The sequence below is a fragment of the Streptomyces laculatispora genome, assembly GCF_017353455.1.
Taxonomy (GTDB): Bacteria; Actinomycetota; Actinomycetes; order Streptomycetales; family Streptomycetaceae; genus Streptomyces; species Streptomyces laculatispora.
The window spans coordinates 1-22,602 of the sequence record NZ_JAFMPZ010000192.1 but is presented as its reverse complement, the minus strand read 5'-3'; the positions used below and the strand labels follow the sequence as shown (position 1 = coordinate 22,602).

18 protein-coding genes are annotated in these 22,602 nt (G+C 70.5%); 10 read left to right on the top strand and 8 right to left on the bottom strand.

Annotation, left to right across the window (positions count from 1 at the left end; translation table 11 throughout):
• Nucleotides 1-86: 86 nt before the first annotated feature.
• Entirely contained in the window at nucleotides 87-2,534 is a 2,448-nt protein-coding gene (locus tag J1C73_RS11290) for an RICIN domain-containing protein (protein ID WP_207316240.1), read from the bottom strand.
• Nucleotides 2,535-3,065: 531 nt separating this feature from the next.
• Here J1C73_RS11290 and J1C73_RS11285 point away from each other — a divergent pair.
• The 6 genes from J1C73_RS11285 (at nucleotide 3,066) to J1C73_RS11260 (ending at nucleotide 10,320) form a co-directional block, all read left to right on the top strand.
• Nucleotides 3,066-4,151: an ABC transporter substrate-binding protein gene (locus J1C73_RS11285; RefSeq protein ID WP_123467537.1), complete on the top strand. Its 1,086-nt coding sequence runs from the start codon at nucleotides 3,066-3,068 to the stop codon at nucleotides 4,149-4,151.
• Between the two features lie 188 nt (nucleotides 4,152-4,339).
• On the top strand, nucleotides 4,340-6,007 hold the full coding sequence (locus J1C73_RS11280) for a sugar ABC transporter ATP-binding protein (RefSeq protein WP_207316239.1): 1,668 nt from the start codon (nucleotides 4,340-4,342) through the stop codon (nucleotides 6,005-6,007).
• On the top strand, nucleotides 6,004-6,978 hold the full coding sequence (locus tag J1C73_RS11275) for an ABC transporter permease (protein WP_207316238.1): 975 nt from the start codon (nucleotides 6,004-6,006) through the stop codon (nucleotides 6,976-6,978). The genes J1C73_RS11280 and J1C73_RS11275 overlap by 4 nt, the downstream gene beginning before the upstream one ends.
• Nucleotides 6,975-8,036 (top strand): ABC transporter permease, encoded by a 1,062-nt coding sequence (locus J1C73_RS11270; RefSeq protein ID WP_207316237.1) that lies wholly within the window; start codon nucleotides 6,975-6,977, stop codon nucleotides 8,034-8,036. Before J1C73_RS11275 ends, J1C73_RS11270 begins: the two co-directional genes overlap by 4 nt.
• 97 nt (nucleotides 8,037-8,133) lie before the next feature.
• Complete coding sequence (locus J1C73_RS11265) at nucleotides 8,134-9,168, top strand: LacI family DNA-binding transcriptional regulator (protein ID WP_207316236.1); 1,035 nt, start codon at nucleotides 8,134-8,136, stop codon at nucleotides 9,166-9,168.
• Between the two features lie 78 nt (nucleotides 9,169-9,246).
• Nucleotides 9,247-10,320, top strand: coding sequence for an aldose epimerase family protein (locus J1C73_RS11260; RefSeq protein ID WP_207316235.1), 1,074 nt, complete (start codon nucleotides 9,247-9,249; stop codon nucleotides 10,318-10,320).
• A 78-nt stretch (nucleotides 10,321-10,398) separates the two neighbouring features.
• Here the strand turns inward: J1C73_RS11260 and J1C73_RS11255 are convergent, their stop codons facing one another.
• A complete protein-coding gene (locus J1C73_RS11255) occupies nucleotides 10,399-13,437 on the bottom strand; it encodes a carbohydrate binding domain-containing protein (RefSeq protein WP_207316234.1) in 3,039 nt (1,012 codons plus the stop codon).
• A gap of 294 nt (nucleotides 13,438-13,731) precedes the next feature.
• Here J1C73_RS11255 and J1C73_RS11250 point away from each other — a divergent pair, with 294 nt between their 5' ends.
• From J1C73_RS11250 to J1C73_RS11240, 3 genes are all read left to right on the top strand, one after another.
• On the top strand, nucleotides 13,732-14,148 hold the full coding sequence (locus J1C73_RS11250; protein ID WP_207316233.1) for an acyl-CoA thioesterase: 417 nt from the start codon (nucleotides 13,732-13,734) through the stop codon (nucleotides 14,146-14,148).
• Nucleotides 14,149-14,351: 203 nt separating this feature from the next.
• Nucleotides 14,352-15,914 (top strand): ArnT family glycosyltransferase, encoded by a 1,563-nt coding sequence (locus J1C73_RS11245; RefSeq protein WP_207316232.1) that lies wholly within the window; start codon nucleotides 14,352-14,354, stop codon nucleotides 15,912-15,914.
• 106 nt (nucleotides 15,915-16,020) lie between these two features.
• Complete coding sequence (locus tag J1C73_RS11240) at nucleotides 16,021-16,389, top strand: ArsR/SmtB family transcription factor (RefSeq protein ID WP_123467519.1); 369 nt, start codon at nucleotides 16,021-16,023, stop codon at nucleotides 16,387-16,389.
• A 47-nt stretch (nucleotides 16,390-16,436) separates the two neighbouring features.
• Here the strand turns inward: J1C73_RS11240 and J1C73_RS11235 are convergent, their stop codons facing one another.
• Nucleotides 16,437-17,810: an FAD-dependent oxidoreductase gene (locus J1C73_RS11235; RefSeq protein ID WP_207316231.1), complete on the bottom strand. Its 1,374-nt coding sequence runs from the start codon at nucleotides 17,808-17,810 to the stop codon at nucleotides 16,437-16,439.
• A gap of 78 nt (nucleotides 17,811-17,888) precedes the next feature.
• Nucleotides 17,889-18,557 (bottom strand): DUF305 domain-containing protein, encoded by a 669-nt coding sequence (locus J1C73_RS11230; RefSeq protein ID WP_207316230.1) that lies wholly within the window; start codon nucleotides 18,555-18,557, stop codon nucleotides 17,889-17,891.
• A 175-nt stretch (nucleotides 18,558-18,732) separates the two neighbouring features.
• Here J1C73_RS11230 and J1C73_RS11225 point away from each other — a divergent pair, with 175 nt between their 5' ends.
• Nucleotides 18,733-20,223, top strand: a complete 1,491-nt coding sequence (locus J1C73_RS11225; RefSeq protein WP_207316229.1) for an LVIVD repeat-containing protein — start codon at nucleotides 18,733-18,735, stop codon at nucleotides 20,221-20,223.
• Nucleotides 20,224-20,389: 166 nt separating this feature from the next.
• On the opposite strand, the gene J1C73_RS11220 is transcribed toward J1C73_RS11225, so the two are convergent.
• The 4 genes from J1C73_RS11220 to J1C73_RS11205 all read right to left on the bottom strand — a co-directional run bounded on the left by J1C73_RS11220 (nucleotide 20,390) and on the right by J1C73_RS11205 (nucleotide 22,421).
• The gene (locus J1C73_RS11220; protein WP_123467511.1) at nucleotides 20,390-20,614 is read right to left on the bottom strand and encodes a hypothetical protein; all 225 of its coding nucleotides are present in this window, start codon (nucleotides 20,612-20,614) and stop codon (nucleotides 20,390-20,392) included.
• Between the two features lie 113 nt (nucleotides 20,615-20,727).
• The gene (locus J1C73_RS11215; protein WP_207316228.1) at nucleotides 20,728-20,907 is read right to left on the bottom strand and encodes a hypothetical protein; all 180 of its coding nucleotides are present in this window, start codon (nucleotides 20,905-20,907) and stop codon (nucleotides 20,728-20,730) included.
• A 70-nt stretch (nucleotides 20,908-20,977) separates the two neighbouring features.
• A complete protein-coding gene (locus tag J1C73_RS11210; RefSeq protein WP_207316243.1) occupies nucleotides 20,978-21,679 on the bottom strand; it encodes an HAD family hydrolase in 702 nt (233 codons plus the stop codon).
• Nucleotides 21,680-21,725: 46 nt separating this feature from the next.
• Nucleotides 21,726-22,421: a phosphatase PAP2 family protein gene (locus tag J1C73_RS11205; RefSeq protein ID WP_207316227.1), complete on the bottom strand. Its 696-nt coding sequence runs from the start codon at nucleotides 22,419-22,421 to the stop codon at nucleotides 21,726-21,728.
• Between the last annotated feature and the right edge of the window lie 181 nt (nucleotides 22,422-22,602).

The following is a 22,602-nucleotide window of genomic DNA, read 5'->3' as shown; positions in this document are numbered from 1 at the left end:
GTCGATGTGCCCGGCTCCGTCATGGGGAAGCTCCCCGCGCCGGGCGGCGCGGGGAGTGGTACGGGGAGTACGTGGAACGCTGCGGGTCAGACGAGCTGCCAGAGGTGGTCGTCGGTGCCGTTGTCGTCGAACTGGACGACGTGGGCGCTGTCGGCGGTGGACATGTTGTCGACGCCGAGGACCTTGCCCGAGTGCCGGTTGCGGATGCGGTACCACCCGTTGCCGTCGGGGACGAGCTGCCAGAGATGGTCGTCGGTGGCGTTGTCGTCGAACTGGACGACGTGGGCGCTGTCGGCGGTGGACATGTTGTCGACGCCGAGGACCTTGCCCGAGTGCCGGTTGCGGATGCGGTACCACCCGTCGCCCTCGGGAACGAGCTGCCAGTCGTGGTCGTCCGTGCCGGTGTCGCCGAACTGGACTACGTGGGCGCTGTTGGCCGTGGACATGTTGTCGACGCCCAGCACCTTGCCGGAATGCCGGTTGCGGACGCGGTACCAGCCTCCGGTCAGCCAGGGCGAGCCGCCCGGACCGGCCGTCGGGAACGAGGTGATGCGCAGCCGTGCCGCCCCCATGGGGACGAGCGTGACCTCCTCCACCGGCTCCGTACTGCGGGCCGGACTGTCCTGGAGCGGGGTGACGACGTGCTCGCCGTCCGCGGTCCACTCCGGGATCCGGCGGGCCCGCGTGGTCATGGTCAGAGGGGTGCCGTCCAGCGTGAACGGGTTGGCGTCCTTGGCGTGGCGGACCGTGTGGTGGTGCAGCGAACCGGCCGGCTTCTTCCCGTCCAGGACGAGCCCGTAGTTCCACGGACCGGTGGCATGCACCTCGTACTCCGGGAACTGATCGGTGCCGCCGACGCGCCGGTACTCCTCCCCGATCCGCAGGGAGTACGTGAGCGGGCCGCGGTCCACGCTGACGGAGCCGTGGTTCTGCTCCCAGGTGCGGACGGTCGTCGTCTGCGGGAAGCGCAGGGTCACCTTGTCGCCGTCGGACCAGGTGCGCTCGACGCGGGTGAAGGCAGGACCGGCAGGGGCGTCCACGCGGCGCCCGTTCACCTTGATCTCCGGGGCGTCGCACCAGGCGGGCACCCGCAGCACCAGCGGGAAGCGCAGCCGCCCGGGCGCCTTCAGACTCAGCGTGACAGTGTCCGTGAACGGATAGCCGGTCTCCTCGGTGAAGGTGACCTCGGTGCCGTCGGCGACCTTCGCGGTGACCTCGCAGGCGGCGTACATCGCGGCCACGAGCCCGCCGTCGGGGGTGGCGAGCCAGAGCTCCTCGGTGAAGTAGGGCCAGCCCATGCCGTAGTTGTGCGGGCAGCAGCGGTACTGGTCGACGCCCGGCAGGTACGCCTGCATGGCGAAGCCGTTCTGGAACTGCCGGTCCGTCTTGGGCGCGTTGTCCAGATCGACGCTGTTGGCGCTGGTGATGTAGTGGACCGCCTTGCCCGAGGGGTCGAGCGAGGCGGGCAGCGAGTTGAAGGCCAGCTCCTCGCAGCGGTCGGCCCACAGCGGATCGCCGGTGATCCGGGTGAGCAGCTGGTGGCTGGCCATGAACTCGACGATCCCGCAGGTCTCGAAGCCCTGCCGGGGGTCGCCGTGCCCGGGGCGCGCGTTCTCGTCCCCGGCGAAGCCGCCGCCCGGGAACCGGCCGTACTGGTCCATGGCCTTGCCGTACGTCCCGTACGTGTCACGGGTGCCCTCGGCCGAACCGCTGCGCAGCGCGTACTGGGCGGGCTCACGGAAGCCCTGCGCGATGTTGACGTTGTGCGGGTTGACCAGGTTGTCGCCCCAGTCGGCGCCGTTCGCGTGGATCTTGTCGGCGAGGTCCAGCAGGAAGGTGTCGCCGGTGCGGTTGAAGAGCCAGAACACGCTGTCCAGGCCGTCGCCCCAGCGCAGCGCGATCCAGCTGGTGTTGAAGGCACCCGGTCCCTGGGCGTTCATGTAGCGGAAGAACCTGCTGAGGAACGGGATGACACGGGTGTCGCCGGAGTACTCCTGCCAGGAGCGCAGCGCCTGGACCAGCGGCAGGAAGGGCCAGAAGTCCGGGCCGCCGTTCAGCGACGTACGCAGCGACTTCGGGCCGAAGAGGCCGTCCGGCTGCTGGGTGGCGAGAATCGCGTCGAACCAGCGGCGGACGGCCGCCAGCGCCTTGGCGTCACCGGTGACGATGGCCAGGTCGGTGTACCCGCGCAGCCAGTACGGGACCTCCTCCCAACCGCCCAGGTCGGGGCGGACCCAGCCGGTGGACGTGAAGTCCAGGAAGTGCGAGAACTCCTCGTACCGGCCGCACAGTCCGGACAGCTGGAGCCCCAGCTGTCCGGCCAGCCAGCCGCGTGCGGTGACCCGGCCCGGCGGGAGTTTCAGGAACGCCGTCGGGTGCAGGGGAGCGGCGTTGGGGGAGTAGTGGCCGCCGTGGGCCGGTTTCGCCCGGTGCTCCGCCGCGGTCGCGGTGGTGGCCCAGCGGCCGGTCGCCGCCGTCGTGGCGGCAGCCGTGGCCAGCGCGCCGGCCATGAGTTGTCTGCGGTTCAGGGGCATGGAGGGGTCTCCTGCTCTCTGCCGGCCGTGGGGGGACTCCGGCTCGGGGAAGGCACATGACACGTGCGGGCTGCCATGACGCACCGGTCCGGGGATGCCGGAGCGCGCGCACGGCGAGGGGCGCCGTCGCGACCGCGGGGGCTGCACGGCAAGGTTTCTTGCAACGTTGGAAAATTGCTGTCGGCGGTATGACAGCACGACGTCAAGCGGCTGTCCAGGGCTGCGGCGGTAACTGGCGGGCCAGGGGCCGCCGTTCGGCCACGGGTAACTCCGACACATTTTGGAAACGCATCGACAACGCTCTTGCCGCCCGTGCCGCGCCGCCTATATAACGTTGTAAACCGAGCCGTCGAGAGGCCGCGCAGGCTCTCACGACCGCAGTTCGTGCAGCTGGGGCCCACCCCCGTGAAGCACTGGCGGGGGTCGTGAGAGATGCAGTGGCATCAGCCGCCGAGCGGCCGATGCGTCGTCCAGCCATGCCCGACCGCACGCCCGCCGGTGTGCCGTCAACCCGCCAAGGAGCTCCCGCGCATGATGATCCAGCGCCGAACCCGTACCCTCGCCGTGGCCTGCCTCCTCGCCGCCACCGCCACGCTGGCCGCCTCCGGCTGCTCCAAGTCGGAGGGCTCGGACAATGCGAGCGCTGACAGCAGCCAGGGCGCCCAGGCGGCCAAGTCCCCCGAGACCTCGTCCGGTTCCGGCTGCTCGCTGCAGACCTACGGGTCGCCGAAGCTGGACCTGAAGAACGCGGTGGTCGGCTTTTCCCAGTCGGAGAAGGAGGCCAACCCGTTCCGGATCGCCGAGACCCAGTCCATCAAGGACGAGGCCAAGAAGGTCGGCGTCAAGAAGCTGCTCACCACCAACGCCCAGTCGCAGCTGTCCAAGCAGATCAGCGACATCCAGGACATGCTGTCCCAGGGCGCCCAGTTCCTCATCGTCGCCCCGCTGAACTCCGACGGCCTGGAGCCGGCGCTGAAGGCCGCCGCCGCCAAGAAGGTCCCGGTCCTCACCGTCGACCGCAAGCTCAACTCCACCGCGTGCAAGGACTACGTGGCCTTCCTCGGCTCCGACTTCGTCGAGCAGGGCAAGCGCGCGGCGGACGCGATGATCAAGACGACCGGCGGCAAGGGCAAGGTCGCCATCCTCCTCGGCGCCTCGGGCAACAACGTCACCACCGACCGCACCAAGGGCTTCGTCGACCAGCTCAAGGCCAAGGCGCCCGGCCTGAAGATCGTCGCCCAGCAGACCGGCGAGTTCGCCCGCGACAAGGGCCAGCAGGTCATGGAGCAGCTCATCCAGTCCAAGCCCGACATCACCGCGGTCTACGCGGAGAACGACGAGATGGGTCTCGGCGCCGTCACCGCGCTGAAGGCCGCAGGCAAGAAGCCCGGCAAGGACGTCAAGATCGTCTCCGTCGACGGCACCCGCAACGCCGTCCAGGCCCTGGTCAACGGCGAGTACAACGCAGTCATCGAGTCGAACCCGCGCTTCGGCCCGCTGGCCTTCGCGACCGCCCAGAAGTTCTACGGCGGCGAGGAGATCCCGGAGAACGTCATCATCTCCGACCGTGCCTACGACGAGTCCAACGCCAAGGCCTCGCTCGGCGGCGCGTTCTGACCGTGACCGGCCACACCTGCCCGTAGTACCCGCGGGGGAGCCGCCGGGCCGGGAGCGGACGCGTACCGATCCGCGCCCGGCCCGGCCCGCACCGGGCCCCCGACGGCGGACCGCCGCCGTGACGCTCCCACCCGTCACGGCGGCCACCGGGCCCACACCCTTGGAAGAGCGGAAGGCCAAGACCAGCCATGGCACCACCCGAAGCAGTACCGCAGCCGCCGGAGCCGGCCGCCGACGCGAAGGAGGCAACCGCGCCGGCCTCCTTCGTGAAGGAGACCGCCGACGGGGCCCCCGCGCCGGCCGCGGCCGTCCTGGAGGCGCGCTCGGTGAGCAAGCGATTCCCGGGCGTCGTCGCCCTCGACGACGTCTCCTTCTCCCTGCGCGCCGGGGAGACCCACGCACTGGTGGGGGAGAACGGAGCCGGCAAGTCCACCCTGATCAAGGTGCTGACCGGGGTGTACCAGCCCGACGAGGGCGAGCTGCGGCTGACCGGACAGCAGATCGCCTTCGCCCGTCCGTTCGAGGCGCAGCAGGCCGGTATCTCCACGATCTACCAGGAGGTGAACCTCGTCCCGCTGATGAGCGTGGCGCGCAACATCTTCCTCGGGCGTGAGCCGAAGAACCGTTTCGGCCTGATCGACTTCGGTCGTATGCACCGTGAGACCACCGAACTGCTCGACGGCTTCGGCGTACGCGTCGACCCGAAGCGGCCCCTGCACACCCTGGGCATCGGCACCCAGCAGATGGTCGCCCTCGCCCGCGCCGTCTCGGTCAACGCCCAGGTCGTCATCATGGACGAACCCACCTCCTCGCTGGAGCCGCGCGAGGTCGAGACCCTCTTCCGGGTCATCGAGGACCTGCGCGAACGCGGGATCGCGGTGCTCTACGTCAGCCACCGCATGGATGAGCTCTACCGGATCTGCGACCGCGTCACCGTGCTCCGCGACGGCCGCCACATCCACACCGGCGACCTCGCCGACCTCGACCGCATGCAGCTCGTCTCGATGATGCTCGGCCGCGACATGGCCGAGGTCCGCCGCTCCGGCCTCACCAGCTTCGGCTCCGAGGGCCACGACGCCTCGCGCACCCCGGTGCTCACCGCGACCGGACTCTCCCGCAACCACCAGCTCCACGACATATCCCTGTCGTTGTACGCCGGTGAGGTGCTCGGCCTCGGTGGACTCCTCGGCTCCGGCCGCAGCGAGACCGCGAAGGCCCTGGCCGGTGCGCTGAGCCTGGACTCCGGTGAGATCGGGGTCGGCGGACGCACCCTGCGCAGGCTCACCTCCGCCGGCGCCATCCGGGCCGGCATCAGCCTGCTGCCCGAGGACCGCAAGGCCGAAGGCATCGTCCCCGGCCTCTCGGTGCGCGAGAACATCGTGCTGGCCGCGATGCCCCGCCTCTCCCGCGCCGGTGTCGTCTCCCGCGCCAAGCAGGACCGCATCGTCGAGATCTTCATGAAGCGGCTGCGGATCAAGGCGGCGAGCCCCGAACAGAAGGTCGGCGAGCTCTCCGGCGGCAACCAGCAGAAGGTCCTGCTGGCCCGCTGGCTCTGCCTGGAGCCCAAGGTCCTGCTGCTCGACGAACCCACCCGCGGCATCGACGTCGGCGCCAAGGCCGAGGTCCAGAGCCTCATCGACGACCTCGCCCGCGAGGGCCTCGCCGTCCTGCTCATCTCCTCCGACATCGAGGAACTCATCGAGGGCGCCGACCGCATCGTCGTCCTGCGCGGCGGCGCGGTCGCGGGCGAACTGGCGGGCGACGAGGTGGCCGAGAGCCATCTGCTCGAAGTGCTCGCCGACCACTCACCGGCGCCCGCAGGGAAGGCCCCGGCCGCTCAGGAGGACCCCCGATGACCCAGGCCACGCTCTCCACACCCGCCGCCCGTCCGCTGGCGCGGCTGCGCGACCCCGCCTGGTACCAGGAGTACGGCGTGTACGTCGCCGTCGCGGTGGTGCTCCTCTTCAACGCCCTGTTCACCGAGCACTTCATGACCGCGGACAACCTCCGCACCCAGCTCGTCCAGGTCGCGCCCATCGTCATCGTCGCCCTGGGCATGGCCCTGGTGATCGGCACCGAGGGCGTCGATCTCTCCGTCGGCTCGACCATGGCGGTGGCAGCGGCCCTCCTGCCGCTCTACCTCGGCTACGGGCTGGTGCCCGCGCTCGTCATGGCGCTGCTGGCCGGCGCGCTCGTCGGAGCGGTCAACGGCACGCTGGTCTCCCTCGTCGGGCTCCAGCCGATCGTCGCCACACTCGCCCTGTTCGTCGGCGGCCGCGGCCTGGCCCTGGTCATGGCGGACGGTCAGCTCAAGCAGATCGTCAACCCCGACCTGCTCTCCCTCGGCACCGGATCCTTCCTCGGCATCCCGCTGGTCGTCCTCATCGCCGCGGTCCTCGCGGTCGCCGTCGCCTTCCTGGTCCAGCGCACCACCTTCGGCCGCCAGGTCGTCGCCATCGGCGGCAACCGGTCCGCGGCCTCCCTCGCCGGACTGCCCGTGCGCCGCGTACTGATCGGCGTGTACGTGCTCTGCGGGGTGCTGGCCGCACTGGCCGGCATCCTCGCCACCGCCAGGCTCACCGCCAGCGACCCCTCCTCGCTCGGCACCCTCATGGAACTCTCCGCCATCACGGCGGTCGTCGTCGGCGGTACCCCGCTCAACGGCGGTTCCATCCGGGTGCTCGGCACGGTCGCGGGCGCCCTGCTGATGCAGCTGCTGCGCGCCACCCTCGTCAAGCACGACCTGCCCGACTCCACCGCACAGATCGCCCAGGCGGCCATCATCATCGCCGCCGTCTACGTCGCCCGGGAGCGTCGGTCCCGATGAACGAAACCTCACCCGCACCGGTGGCCCAGGCCCCGGCACCGCGCAAGACCCCGGCAGCGGCAGGCGGCGGCGCGCCCCGCCCCGTGACCGGGACGCCACCCCCGCTCGGGCAACGGCTCGCCGAGCTCCTCCAGCGTCAGGGCGTGCTCGCGGTCCTGCTCACGGTCGTGATCGTCGCGTCGTTCATCTATCCGACGTTCGCCACCCTGGACAACGCGCGCGGCGTGACCGTACAGGCGTCGTTCCTCGCCGTGGTGGCCCTCGGCATGACCATGGTCATCATCACCGGCGGCATCGACCTGTCCGTCGGATCCGTCTTCGCGCTGGGCGGCGTGCTCGCCGCCTGGGCATCCCCATGGGGCTTCCTGGCCGCGCTGTTCGTGCCACTCGTGGTGTGCGGTGCGATCGGACTGCTCAACGGCTTCCTGGTCGCCCGCGCCGGGATGGCGCCGTTCATCGTCACGCTCGCCACCCTGCTGGGGGCCCGCGGCATACTCCTCGCCTTCACCGACGAGGGCGCCACCACCTACCTGGTGCCCAAGGGATCGGCCTTCGCCGAGCTCGGGCAGGGGAGCGTGTGGGGCTTCGGCTACCCGATCCTGATCGCCCTCGTACTGTTCGGCATCGGCGGACTGCTCCTGCAGCGCACCTCGTTCGGACAGACGCTCTTCGCCGTCGGAGGCAGCAGCGACGCGGCCACCCTGATGGGCCTGCCCGTGGCCCGTACCAAGATGCTGGTCTACACGCTCAGCGGACTGCTGGCCGGACTCGCCGGGGCGCTCAACGCGGCCAGGCTGTCCTCCGGGGTCACCATCGTCGGCGTGGGCATGGAGCTCGACGCGATCTCCGCCGTCGTCATCGGCGGCACGCTCCTGATCGGCGGCGCCGGGTCGATCAGCGGCACGCTCTGGGGCGTACTGCTGCTCGCCGTCATCCAGAATCTGATCAACCAGATCGGCTCGCTGAACTCCTCGTACCAGTCGGTGGTCAGCGGAGGGTTCCTTATCGTTGTCGTCGTGGCCCAGCGCTATCTGGCGCGCAGCCGCAGAACCACCTGAACCTGTGCCGGGGCCGCGGCCCCGGCACAGGCCGAGCCGTACCGGCGGAGCCGGGCCACTGCGCTTCAACGCGCGTCAAGTCGATTCAGGGAGTGCCGTGGGCGTCAGCCTCAAGGATGTTGCGCAACGGGCGGGCGTATCCATCAAGACCGTGTCGAACGTGGTGAACAACTATCAGCACGTCACACCGAAGATGCGCGCCAAGGTGCAGCAGGCCATCGACGAGCTCGGCTACCGGCCGAACCTCACCGCCCGGCATCTGCGCAAGGGCCGCACGGGCATCATCGCCCTCGCCGTCCCCGAGTTCGGCAACCCGTACTTCGCGGAGCTGGCCGGCGAGGTCGTCGACGCGGCCGCCCGGCACGACTACACCGTGCTGGTCGACCACACCGGCGGGCTGCGGGAGAAGGAGCTCCTGGTCAGCCAGGGTTTCCGGTCCCATGTGATCGACGGCCTCATCCTCAGTCCCATCCATCTGGAGACCGAGGACCTGATGGCGCGCACCGAGACAGCCCCACTGGTGCTGCTGGGCGAGCGCGAGTACGAGGCGCCGTACGACCACATCGCCATCGACAACGTGGAGGCCTCCCGTGAGGCCGTACGCCACCTTATCGATCAGGGGAACCGGCGCATCGCCTTCCTCGGCTCGCGCACCGGCCGTGAGCGGCAGCCGGCCCATCTGAGGCTGCGCGGATGGCGGGAGGAGCTCGCCGCCGAGGGCATCGCCCCCGACGAGTCGCTGGTCGTGGTCACCGACGGCTACGGCCGCGAGGACGGGGCCACCGCGATGGCCGCCCTCCTGGACCGCGGGGAGCAGCCCGACGCCGTGTTCGCGTACAACGACCTCATCGCCATCGGCGCGATGCGCACCCTGTCCGAACGCGGTCTGCGCATCCCCGAGGACGTCGCCGTCGTCGGGTTCGACAACATCGAGGAGAGCCTCTACGGAGCCACCACGCTCACCACGGTCGCCCCGGACAAGGAGGCCATCGCCCGGCTCGCCGTCGACAGCCTCGTCGAACGACTCTCCGGCGACGAGGCACCGGCACCCCGGCGGCCCCGGCCCGGCTACCGGCTGATCGTCCGGGAATCCACCGTTCCCCGCCCTCCGGGAGTGTCCGGCGGATCCTGACCGGGGCCGCGGCGCCCGGCACACCCGCCCGAGCCGTCCCCGCCCCGCCCGGCCGTCCGCTCGCCCCAAGGATCTCTGATGCCTCGCCCCACCGTGAACCGCAAACCGTTCGGCGTCCATGGGAACACGGACGTCGATGTCTGGACGCTCGACTCCGGCACCGGAGTCCGGGCCGAGATCCTCACCTACGGCGGCATCCTGCACCGGCTCACCGTGCCGGACACCGCAGGAGCCCCCGCGTCGGTCGTCCGGTCGCTGGCGGGCCTGGACGACTACACGGGCAGCAACCCGTTCTTCGGCGCTCTCATCGGCCGCTTCGCCAACCGCATCGCGCACGGCCGCTTCACCCTCGACGAGGCCGAGTACCAAGTCCCCGCCAACGACCGGGGACACGCCCTGCACGGCGGGCCCGACGGCTTCCACACCCGTGTCTGGCAGGCCGCCGGGGAGGCCACCGACACGGCCGCGACGCTCCGCCTCACGCTGCGCAGCCCCGACGGCGACATGGGATTCCCCGGGGCACTGGACGTCACCGTCACCTACGCCCTCGACGCGGCGGGCACACTCGCCCTCGACTACACCGCGACCACGGACCGCCCCACCGTCGTCAACCTCACCAACCACGCCTACTTCGACCTCGCCGCACAGGGAGACATCCTCGGCCACACGCTCCAGGTGGACGCCGACAGCTATCTCCCCGTCGACGAGGACGGCATTCCCGAGGGCCCGGCCACCGCGGTGCACGCCACCCCGTTCGACCTCACCACCCCGTGCACCGTCGGGGAACGGATCGCGCTCCCCGACGAACAGCTGCGCAGGGCGGGCGGCTTCGACCACTGCTGGATCCTCCGGGGGCCCGGCACGGGTCTGCGCCGGGCCGCCCGGCTCACCGCCCCCGGGGCCGGGCGCATCCTGGAGGTGTGGACCACCGAACCCGGCATCCAGGTCTACACCGCCAACCAGCTCGACGGCACCCTGGCCGCCCCCGGCGGCGGCCGCCACGACCGACACGGCGCCGTCTGCCTGGAGACCCAGCACCTGCCCGACTCGCCCAACCGGCCGGACCACCCCGGCACCGTGCTGCGCCCGGACGAATCCTTCCGCAGCCGGACCGAGTTCAGGTTCCCGCACCTCGCCGCCGTCACGGCCTGAACCTCCGGACACCCCCATGAAACGGCCCGGCCCGCGGATGTAGCGCACTCCGCGGGCCGGGCCTCCTGGTGTGCCGCGCTACTTCAGGTACGGCCCCGCCGCCCCGACCTTGCCCGGGGCGGCGTTGCTGCCGCCGAGGTCCAGGACGTAGACCCGCATGTTGCCCTTGCCGGGGGCCGCCACGCTCAGCCTGCCGTCCGCCACCACCCGGGTGTCACCGGTGACGGCGTCCCGGTAGGTGCCGTTGGGAATCCCGGTGTAGGCGGCCGCGCCGGTGACCGTCACCAGAGCGAAGCTGTCCACATTGCTCGCGGCGTCGGTGTAGCGCCGCTTGTACGCCATCCGGCCGGTGATGCCCTCGGTGGAGTACTGGCCCATCTGCAGGGCCGGAACGGCGCGGCGGATCTCGTTGAGCCGCTGGACGTGCTTGACCAGCGGTCTGCTCAGCGTGTCGGCGACCTCGCCGGTGGCCGAGGAGACCTGGCCGAAGCCGGACGCCTCGACCGTGCCGGCGAGGTGGTCGCCGTAGTAGGCGCGGCCGGTGGTCGCCAGTGGGCAGCTGGGCCCGCAGTCGATCTTCTTGCCGGCCTGGAACTCGATCTCCGATCCGTAGTAGAGGGTCGGGATGCCGCGGAAGGTCCACATCAGGGCCATGTTCTCGGCCCAGGCGTCGGTGCCGCCCGCATAGCGTTCGCTGCTCTTGTTGGGGCCGTAGTCGTGACTGTCCACGTAGACGACGTTGTACGTGGCGTCGTTGTAACTGTCGTCCGAGTCCTTGCCGTTGTTGTACGCGTTGTCGGCGTCACCGAAGTTCATGTGCATCCGCATGTCGATGACGTTCATGCCGGAGAACTCGCTGTGGTCCGGCGTGTGGTAGGCGTTCCCGTCCAGGAAGGCGTTGCGGGAGGCCGGCTGCGCCCCGGTGCCCAGTTTCTCCTCGTAGTCGTACATCTCCAGCGCGGCCCTGGTGTCGTCCGCGCTGTACTCCTTGCGTTCCTTCCAGGTGAAGAACTGCGCCGAGTGGTTGACCGATCCGCGGTTCCACTTGTCGTTCACGAACGCGCCCACCTCGCCGAAGACGAAGAAGTTCTTCGCGGCCCCGGCGCCGAAGTGCTGGGTGACTCGCTCCTGGATCGCGGGCAGGAAGCGGCGGTTCCACGTGGTGCGCGGAATGTGGACGGCGGTGTCGACGCGGAAGCCGTCGACGCCCATGTCGATGTACTTGTCGTACGCGCCGATCAGGTAGTTCTGGACCGGTGCCGACTCGGTGTTGAAGTCGGCCAGGTCCTCGTGCAGCCAGCAGGACCGCGAGTCCTCGCCCTCCCAGTTCCCCAGCCAGCAGTTGTGGTAGTACTCCTTCGGGAACATCTCCGAAGTCGGGTTGGGCCACTGACAGTTGTAGATCCGGTAGCCCTCGGCCGAGGTGGATCCGGTGGGCTTGCCCCAGTTGAGGCAGGTGTTGCCCGAGGGCTCAGCGGTGGACCACAGGTCGCCGTTGTAGTACGACTTCCCGGACTTCGTCTCGACGCTCACGCCGTCGTACTCGAAGCCCTCGTTCCTCTCGTCGTAGTACCAGCTCCACTGGTCGTCCCGGACGCCGTAGACGGTCGGGGTGTACAGGCCCTTGGCGCCCCAGCGCGAGGAGTGGTTGTAGACGACGTCCTGGTAGATCTTCATGCCCTTGGCGTGCGCGGCGTTGATCAGGTCCTGGTACGAGGCGCCCGCCGATTCGAGGCGGCCGTCGACCTTGTAGAAGTCGTAGCCGTGATACCCGTGGTAGTCGTAGTCGGACCGGTTCAGTACCACCGGAGTGATCCAGACGGCCGAGAACCCGAGGCCCTTGATGTAGTCGAGCTTGTTGACCAGACCCTTGAAGTCCCCTCGGAACATGGGGTCGTTATTGGCCGCGTTGCCGGACTTCACGTCCTGGCCGCCGCCCCTGTTATTACCGGCGTCCCCGTCGTTGAAGCGGGCGGTAAGGACGAAGTAGATCGGGTCCTTGCGCGGGTCGGTGCCCAGCGGTGTGCCCTGTGCGGCCGCCGGTGGTCTGGTGCCCGTGGTCGCCCTCGCGGCGGCCGAGGCGGCCGAGGTGTTGCCCGCCGCGTCGACCGCCTTGACGGTGTAGCTGTAGGCCGTTTTCTCCTCCAGACCGGCGTCGGAGAGGACGGTCGAGCCGACGTCGCTCACCGTCGTGCCCTTGCTGCCGCCGGTGCGCGTGACCTGATACTTCGTCACACCCCGGTTGTCGGTGGACGGTTCCCAGGTGAGTACGACCGACACCCCGTCCGCGTCGGCCTTCACCGCCGCGGGGGCGGTGGGTGCCTCGGTGTCCGCCGGTTCGGCGGCGCACGGATCCGCGGCGTCCTTGGTCACGGTCCTGTCCTTGACCGTGGAAACCCCTGCGGGGACGGTGTAGTCGCTGCCGTTGTTGTTGTCCCAGACCCCGTTGCCGTTGTTGAACGCGGCCTGCATCTTCGTCGCGGTTCCGAGACCGACCGACCGCTTCACCCAGCCGGTACAGGCCGCTTCCATGCCGACGCCCGGTACGGCCGTCCAGGAGCCGCCCGCCGGCTGGTAGTGCAGATTGGTGGTGCTCCAGCCGACGGTGGTGGTCGAGTAGTACACCGATGCGGTGTGCCCGGTACTCGGCGAGGAGGTCGGGGAGGGCGAGGGGTCCGGGTCGGTCCCGGTGGTGGCGCAGGGGTCGCTGTGCGCCACCACCCCGTCCTTGACGGTGATGGTGCCGGTCCCCAGCGCGTAGTTCTTCCCGGAGTTGTTGTCCCAGACCCCCGATCCGTCGGTGAACGTGGCGGCCAGTCCCGGCGAACTGCCCAGCGAAACGGTCTTCTTGACCCAGTCCGTGCACGCTGCCTCCATCCGCACGCCGGGCACGGCGGTCCAGGAACCGCCGTCGGGCGCGTAGTGAAGGTTGTACGCGGACCAGTCACGCGTCTTGGTGTAGTAGAAGACCGTCGCCGTGTTCTCGGAGGCCGCCACGGGTACGGCGGAGGAGGAGCCCGACGGGTCCGGTGCGGCGGTGAGCAGGCCCAGCAGCCCGGCCGCGGCGGCCGCCGCTGCCAGGGGCCGTCTGAGCCGCGGGCGGGGGGAGCGTTTCATTCGTCTCTCCAGGGGAGTACGACGGCCTCCCGGGCCGCCGCAGCCAACAGCGGGGTACTCATCGAGCACCCGCGGGTCCCGCCGGAGAACCCGGACGCGCCTCGGGGTTCGGGCGAGCAGTGCATCCGACAGCAAGGGCTGTCTGAATTTTGCTGCAATCTCTTGCGGTGAGGAAGTTACCTGGGCATGACAGGTGCGTAAAGGGCCCGGACGGCGCAGGTTGTCCGGGCTCCTGCGGCGACCGGTGACACCCCGTCCGGGAATGGCGGAGTGCGCCGGGCTGTTGCGGCGTTCATGACCTTCTTTGTGGACGTGACCGTGCGGGGCTACGAACTCGACACGCAGGGCCATCTGAACCAGGCCGTCTATCTCCAGTACGCGGAGCACGCGCGCTGGGAGCTGCTGCGGGCCGCCGGACTGCCCCAGGAGAAGCTGCTGGCCGACGGGGTGGGACCCGTCGCGCTCGAGGTCACCGTGAAGTTCCTGAAGGAGCTGCGGGGCGGTGAACGGGTGCGGGTGTCCTGCCGGTTCGACTACGGGAAGGGCAAGACCTTCACGGTCGCGCAGCAGATCCTCAAGGAGGACGGCACGGTGGCGGCGGACATCACCGGTGTCGCGGGCATCCTCGACCTGTCTACCCGCAGGCTGATCGCTGATCCGGGCGGCCGTCTCGCCTCGCTGGCCAAGGACCCGGAGCTGCTGAGCGGCTGACGGGGGTTCGGGATCCGGGTACCGGGCCCTGCCGGGGCCGCATCCCCTTGACCTCATTTCCTTGACCTCGTACTTGCCCGGATCGCTTCACCGGGTGTGGCCCGGGTGCGTAAAGTGCGAGCGGTCTCGGCGCCGTGCGCGCCTGGCAGCCCCGGCCGCGCGGATGGCGCGACCGAGGGGCCGGGCACCGGGGGGTGACGGGGATGACGGACGCGGGGCGTGCGGACGGGACCGGGACAGTCGGGACCGGGGATGCCGGGACCGGGGTGGACGGCGGGGGGATCGCGCCGCTGGACAGGCGGGTGTTCGCCGTCGCGGGCGTCGTCTTCGCCCTGCTGATGGCGCTGTCCACGCGCTACGGCTTCCACCGCGACGAGCTGTACTTCCTCGACTCCGCCCGGCACCTCCAGGCGAGCTATGTGGATCAGCCGGCGCTGGCGCCGCTGCTCGCCCGGCTCTCGCTGTCGTTGTTCGGCGTCTCGGAGGCGGGTCTGCGACTGTGGCCCGCGCTGGCTGCCGCCGGCACGGTGGTCGTGGGCGGGCTGACCGCGCGGGAGTTCGGCGGCGCACGGCGGGCGCAGCTGCTCGCCGCGATCGCGACGGGCACCATGCCCGTGCTGCTGAGCAGCGGGCACGTCGCCAACACGACGTCGTACGAAGTGCTGGCGTGGGCGGCGATCGCGTTCACGGTCACGCGGATCGGCCGTACCGGCGACACCCGGTGGTGGCCCGCCGGGGGAGCGCTGGTCGGCATCGGTGCGGAATTCAATCACCTCGCGGTGATCTTCGGGGCCGTCCTGCTGGCCGTTGCCCTGCTCGGTCCGGCCCGCCGGACCGTGGCCGACCGCCGGCTGCTCGCGGGCGCGGCGATCGCCGTGCCGCTCGTGCTGCCCGATCTGTGGTGGCAGGCGCGGCACGGCTGGGCCATGTTCGAGATGACGCGGGCACTCAACGCGGAGCACGGTGGCCCGGGGAACATCGTCACCTGGATCGTGGGGCAGCTCAGCATGTCCTGTCTGGTGATGACGTTGTTGTGGGTGGCAGGCCTGAGGTTCCTGTGGCGGTCCGGCCGGCCGCTGTGGCGGTACCTGGCGATCACGTACGCCGTGCTGTTCGTGTTGTTCGCCGTGACGACCGGAGCCCAGGTGTACTACCTGGGCGGGCTGTACGTGTGCCTGCTGGCGGCCGGGGCCGTGGGCCTCGACGGCTGGCTGCACTCCCGCCCCGAACGGCTGCGCGCCCTGCTGGCCGGAACGGCCGTCTCGGCCACGCTGTCCGCCGTGATCGTGCTGCCGGTGCTGCCGTCCTCCGGCGTGGCCTGGACGTACGGCATCAGCGCGACGTCGGGGGAGACCCTGGGCTGGCCCCAACTGGTCGGCACCGTAGAGCAGGTATGGACCGGGCTCCCGTCCGAGCAGCGTGCGAACGCGGTGATCTTCGCGGCGGACTACAGCGAGGCCGGCGCCATCAACGAACTGGGCCGGAGCGCCGGACTGCCCACCGCTGCGGGTGCGCAGAACACCGACTGGTGGTGGGGCGCCGGCAACCCGGACGCCACGACCGTGGTGGCCGTCGCCCCCGGCCCCGCATACGCCCCCGGGTACACCGCCCACCTGCGCCGGTACTTCCGGCACGTCCGCGTGGCCGCCACCCTCTCTACACCGGGCGGCGTGCACAACATCGAATCGGGAGGGCACGTCTACATCTGCACCGGCCCCCGCCGCCCCTGGGGCGCGACGTGGCCCGAGCTGCGCACCTACGCGTGACGGCTCACCGCCGCCTCGTGCGCCCGTCTCCCGGTGTGACCGGCGTCAAGCTACGACGGATCTCGTATTATGGGGACTCCGGACGAAGCGACGATGCGGAGCCACCGTGACCCCTGCCAGTGCCACAGAAGCGGCCGTCGGCGCCCGCACGCTGGCCCACCCGGCACGTGACGAGATCAGGATCGAGTCGGTGCTGCACGCGCTCTCCGACCCGGTGCGGCTGTGCGTGGTGCGTGAACTGGCCGCCGCGGACGAGGAACTCACCTGTTCCCGGTTCGATCTGCCGGTGACCAAGTCGACCACCACGCACCACTTCCGGGTGCTGCGCGAGAGCGGCATCGTCCAGCAGATCTACCGGGGCACCGCCAAGATGAACGGGCTGCGCCGCGAGGACCTGGAGGCGCTGTTCCCCGGACTGCTGGATCGCGTGCTCGAAGCCGCGAACCGGCAGGCGGACCGGCTCGGCGAGGGCTGACCGGCTCGACGGGGGCCGACGGCCCGCGCCACCGCCGTGCGCGGCCCCTACGCGAGGCTGTCGCCCCGGGCCGCGTCCATCAGTCCCGGCCAGTCCGGGATCTTCACGGGCCCGCGGCCGAGCGACCGGCCCAGGGCCGCCTCCGCCCGTTCGATCGACAGCCAGCCGTCCCACTCCACCGGCCTCAGCCCGCACGCCCGCAACGCGGCCACCGGATCCGGCGCGGCGGGGCGTCCGGCGAGCAGCGGGGCGTCCTCGGCCAAGGAGGCGACCGTCTCCTTGGCGCACGACCGGTTCGATCCGATGACCCCGGTCGGGCCCCGCTTGATCCACCCCGCGACGTACTGCCCGGGCGACGGGACCGCGCCCCGCAGCACCCGGCCGGCCAGGTGGGGCACCGTCCCGCGTACCGGGTCGAAGGGCAGACCGGGCAGGGGCATCCCCCGGTAGCCGACCGCCCGCAGTACGAGCTGCGCGTCGATCTCCTCGAACGTACCGGTGTCCCGTACGCCGCCGGTGCTGTCCGGTGCCGTACGGGCGAACCGCACACCGGCCACCCGCCCCCGGCGCTCAAGGAGCGCGACCGGGCGCAGGTAGAACCGCAGCCCGATGGTCCGGGCCGGTGTCCGTCCGTCGGCAGAGGCGTCCGCGGCCCACCCGCGCAGCACGTCGAGGTTCCGCCGCACCATCGCGGGGAGCGCCGGGGAGCCCGGTGCCGTACCGGCGTACGCCGGGTCCAGGACGAGCTCCGCCGGGTCCACGGTGATCCGCGCCCCGGGAAGCGCGCCGAGTTCCCGGAGCTCCTTGGTGGTGAACCTGGCCTGCGAGGGTCCCCGTCTGCCCGCCATGTGAATCTCACGCACCCGGCTGCCGGCCAGGGCGCCGAGCGCGGGCTCCGGCACATCGGTGGGCCGCAGTTCATCGGCGCCCCGCGCGAGGATCCGCGCCACGTCGACGGCGACATTGCCGATCCCGATCACCACGACGGAACGGGCCTGCAGCGCGAAACGGCCGGCGGCCGCATCGGGGTGAGCGCTGTACCAGGAGACGAAGTCGGTCGCCGAGTGGCTGCCGGGCAGCTCCTCCCCGGGGATGCCCAGCGGGCGGTCCGTGGCCGCCCCGACGCAGTAGACCACCGCCTGGTACAGCCCGCCGAGCTGCTCCGGCGACACCCCGTCCCCGCCCACCGGGACATTGCCGACGAACGTGACCCGCTCGTGCTCCAGGACGGCCCGCAGGCTCTGCTGGAGCGATTTGATCTTCTCGTGGTCCGGGGCGACGCCGTACCGCACCAGGCCGTACGGACAGGGCAGCCGGTCCAGGACGTGCACCCGCACACCGGGCAGCAGGGGATGCGCCACCAGTGCCTGGGCAGCGTAGATTCCGCTGGGGCCGGAGCCGACGACGGCAACGCGTTGCACGGCGCACCTCTTCCCTGAGGGTGCCTCCAGCATCGCACCGGCGGCGCCCGACGGGGGAGAGGTGCGCCGGGTGTTTCGTCAGGAGGGGAGAGCGCGCATCCGGCTGATCTCGGTGGTCTGCTGGGCGACGACGTCGTCGGCCATCTCCTCGACCTGGACGTTGTTCCCCTCCGAGAGCACCTCGGTCGCCATGCTGACCGCACCCTGGTGGTGGGTGATCATGCGCTTGAGGAACAGCTGGTCGAAGGCCTTGCCCTTCGCGGCCCGGAGCTGTTCCAGCTGGGCGGCGGTGGCCATGCCGGGCATGGCGCCGTGGTCATGGCCGTCGGCCTGCTCCGTCCGGCCGTGGCGGCTGAGCCAGCCCTTCATCGCGCCGATCTCGGGCTGCTGGGCCGCGGTGATGCGCTCGGCGAGCCGCTTGACCGCGGCCGAGCCGGAGCGGGAGGGGACCAGACGGGTCAGTACCAGTGCCTGGGCATGGTGCTGGATCATCATCCGGACGTAGCGGACGTCCGCCGAGTTGGGGGTGTCCACCCCGGCGGCGGCCTTCGCGGCCTCCGAGGCCGAGAGCGTACGTGCCGGCTCACCCGGCTTTCCGGGGGCCACGACCGAACCGCCCCCGCCCGCCCGGTCCTCCGGGCCGTTGTCACCGCCGCTCCCGTCGCATCCGGCCGAGGTGAGCACGGCTGCGGTGGCGGCGGCGAGGGCGATTCCGCGGAACCGCCGGGACTGACGACGAATCAACAAAGCGACCTCCGTTGATACATGGGTGGTTGCGCTCTGTCCTAGCACGTCAACGCACAGCTGTGATCAGAAACTTTCATTACGTCTCTGTTGCCATCTGTTGAGATGCCCATGGCAAGGACGATACTGCCGGAGTCCGTGAACCGGTCAACCACATTCGGATCCATGGGAGGACGCAGTGACCTCGTTGCACACCACCCCGGTGCGGCGCAGACGTCTGGGCGTGGCGGCTGCCGCCGCCGGGCTCTTCGCCACTCTGCTGATGGCCGGACCCGCGGCCGCGACACCCGACCCAGGTGACTCGGCCGCGACCCGAACCGAAGTCTCCACGCGCCAGGAGGCGGAGGCGACCGCCGCGATCAAGAGCGGTGAGGTACCCGGCGTGGACGAGATCGTCCACAGCCCCAACATCACCCATCTCGCCAACGTCCCGAAGGATGCGCTCCAGGGACTGAACACGGACCTGGCCTTCCAGGGGAAGTACGCCTACGCCGGGAACTACGACGGCTTCAGGATCTTCGACATCAGCAATCCGAAGTCGCCGAAGACGGTCGCCCAGGTCCTGTGCCCCGGATCGCAGAACGACATCTCCGTCTCCGGGAACCTGCTCTTCCTGTCGACCGACTCCTCGCGCAGCGACAACTCGTGTGCGAGCACCACCCAGCCCGCCACGGAGAAGTCCTCCTGGGAGGGCATGAAGGTCTTCGACATCAGCGACAAGCGCAATCCGAAGTACGTCGCCGCCGTCGAGACCGCGTGCGGATCGCACACCCACACGCTCGTCCCCGAGCGCAAGAACGTGTACGTGTACGTCTCCTCGTACTCGCCGAGCGAGGCGTTCCCGGACTGCCGGCCGCCGCATGACGGGATCTCCGTCATCAAGGTGCCGCGCCAGGCACCCGAGAAGTCCCGCGTCGTGAACTTCCCGGTGCTCTTCCCCGACGGCGGGAACCCGGGCGCGCCCACGAACCCGGGCGTGTCCAAGACCACCGGCTGCCACGACATCACCGTGCTGCCCTCGAAGGACCTGGCTGCCGGCGCGTGCATGGGAGACGGGCTGCTGTTCTCCATCAAGGACCCGGAGAACCCGAAGATCATCGACCGGGTGCAGGACAACGTGAACTTCGCGTTCTGGCACTCGGCGACGTTCAACCAGCGCGCGGACAAGGTCGTCTTCACCGATGAGCTGGGCGGTGGCAGCGCGGCCACCTGCAACGAGGAGATCGGTCCGAAGCGCGGTGCCGACGGCATCTACGACATCGTCGGCAGGGGCGACCACCGAAAGCTGGTCTTCCGCAGCTACTTCAAGATCGACCGCCCGCAGGCCGACACCGAGGTCTGCGTCGCCCACAACGGTTCGATCATTCCGGTCAAGGGCCGTGACCTGATGGTCCAGGCCTGGTACCAGGGCGGAGTCTCGGTCTGGGACTTCACCGACTCGTCGAAGCCGAAGGAGATCGGCTTCTTCGAGCGCGGTCCCGTCAGCACGGATGAGGTCACCACGGCCGGTCCCTGGTCGGCGTACTACTACAACGGCTACATCTACTCCAACGACATCGCCAAGGGCTTCGACGTCCTGAGGATCGACGACCGGCGCACTGATCCGGCGAAGCGGGTGCGCACGGACGAGCTCAATGTCCAGACGCAGCCGGACTACTTCGACCGCTGATCCGACGGCCGGACCGCCGCAGGGCGGGACGGCCTGCCCGCCCCGACCGTCACACGGTCCCGCCGGGGGTTCCTCACCCGGCGGGACCGGCGCGCTCCGCGGAGCCCGGCCCGCCGGGGGTGACCGCTGGTTCCGGCGACGCGGGGGATCGCCGGAAACAGACGTCTCAGGCCGCCTCGTACAGGTGCGCCCGACCGCCCCGCCACTCGACCCACTCGGGGCTGTCCAGAATCCGCTCGGGGTCGTCGAGCCCCGCGCCCTCCAGGAACACGATCACATCGTGATCGGAGTGCGCGAGGCCGAGTATCTGGACCCGCCCGTCGCGCTGCACGGTGACGCGTCGCCCGCCTGAGGGGGACGGACGGAAGATCACGATCGGGGGAGAAGTCATGCCTCCAGGGTGCGGCGCCCCGAAGGCCGCCGCACAGCGAACCGGAAACCCGGCCCCGGAGCCGATCAGTCGGGTGTGCGGAGGGCGAGCGCGGCCGTCCCGCCGGGCAGCGGTCAGGCTGCGGACCGGGAGCCGCCGCCCGTGGCCGCGGCCCATTCGACCAGCAAGCGCTGGTACTCCTCCTCGTCCTCCGGGGACAGGCGTCCGCCCGAGCGCTGCCACAGTTCGCGAATGTCTTCATTCACCGCTGAGGCGGAACGCACGGAACCGGACGGGTACGGAGTCGGGGACATACCTACCAGGCTAAGGCCCCCATGTGACAATCAGACCCATTGGGCGCAGGGGACATCTCTCACATGTTCCTCAGGCAACCTCGGGCACCAATCCGAGCTCCCGTAGCCCGTACGGCCGCTCGACCAGCGGCGCGTGCTCCACGAAACGCACCTCACAGCCCAGCGCGGCGGCTCCGGCGTCCGCGTGCCGGTCGTCGCCGACCATCACCACATCCGTCGGATGCTGTCCCAGAAGTGTGCAGGCCGTGTGGAAGAGCTGTGCGTCCGGCTTCTGGATGCCGTGCTCGAAGGACAGCACGTACGCGTCCACGAAGGCGTCCAGGCCGTGGGCCCGGAAGACCGGCCGCAGATCCCAGCCGATGTTGCTGACCACGCCGATCCGGACACCGCTGCCGGCCAGCGCGCCCAGCACCTCGGCCGCGTCCGGATACGGACACCAGGCATCCGGGGTCCGGTGCCGTTCGTACAGCGCGTCGTACAGCCCGGGATCAGGCAGCGCGACCTGGCGGGCCAGACCGGTGTACGCGGCCCGGTGCCGGTGCACGCTCTCGTCACGGGAGGCCCAGTCCTCCGCCAGGGCTTCCGGCACCCGCTGCGGACTGGGTCCGCCCGGCAGCGCGCAGGCGGCCTCCAGCTCCCGTGCGTACCGGTCGAAGTCGGCCTCGTCCACGCTCACCCCCCGCGCGGCGCAGGCCGCGGCGAGCCAGGACCGGACGGATTCGATCCGGAACAGCGTCCCGGAGAAGTCGAAGAGCACACCCTTGATCGGCATGGCCAGATCCTCGCCGATGCGCCGACGACGCGGCAAGGATGTCTGTTCAGACATCGCGCGAAGGCTGTTCACGCGACTCGTACCGTTTGAATCCCGCGACCGCGAACGCGACCAGCGCGGCCCCCAGCAGCCACCCGCCCAGCACATCGGACGGCCAGTGCACGCCCAGGTAGAGCCGGGTGACACCCACCCCGAGCACCGAGACCCACGCCGCCACCAGGGCCGCCCGCCACATCCCGGGTCCGGCGCCGTGCCGGCGCAGCAGCCACAGCAGCAGTCCGCAGCTCACCACGGCCGTCAGCGCGTGCCCGGACGGGAACGCCGCGTAGTGGGCGGAGTCCACCGGGTCCGGCCACTGGGGACGCTCGCGGCCGACAGCGGCCTTGATCCCCTGCTGCAACAGGCTGGAGAACAGGCTCGTCGCCGCCACCCAGCCCGCGAGCGGCCGGGCGCCGCGCCACCACAGGGCCACCACGGCGACGGCGATCAGAGCGCGCATCGTCCAGGGGTCCCACAGCCAGTCCGTCAGCACCCGGTTGACGTGGACGAGGCCGGGCTCCGTCACCGCCCGCCGGTGCAATGCGTCGGCGACCGTACGGTCCAGGCTCATCAGCGGGGACCACCGCGCGGCGACCAGGGCCAGCAGCGCCAGGAAGAGGGCCGCACAGACGGTCCCGGTCCGCAGGGCCTGCCGAGCGGTGCGGATACGGTCCGGACGGGAGAGGAGCTGGGAGTGGTGCATGGAGAGATCCTCTCCGACGCGAGGTGCGTGGGGCCACCCCCGTGCTCCGGTCCCGGAGGGTGTGTTCCGCCGGCCCGGGGCGCTGCCTTGCTAACCCAGGGCGCTGATCGCCGGAACGAGTGCGACCAGCAGCGGAACCGCCGGCACGAGCGCGGCCGCCGCGGTCAGCCGCAGCCGGCGG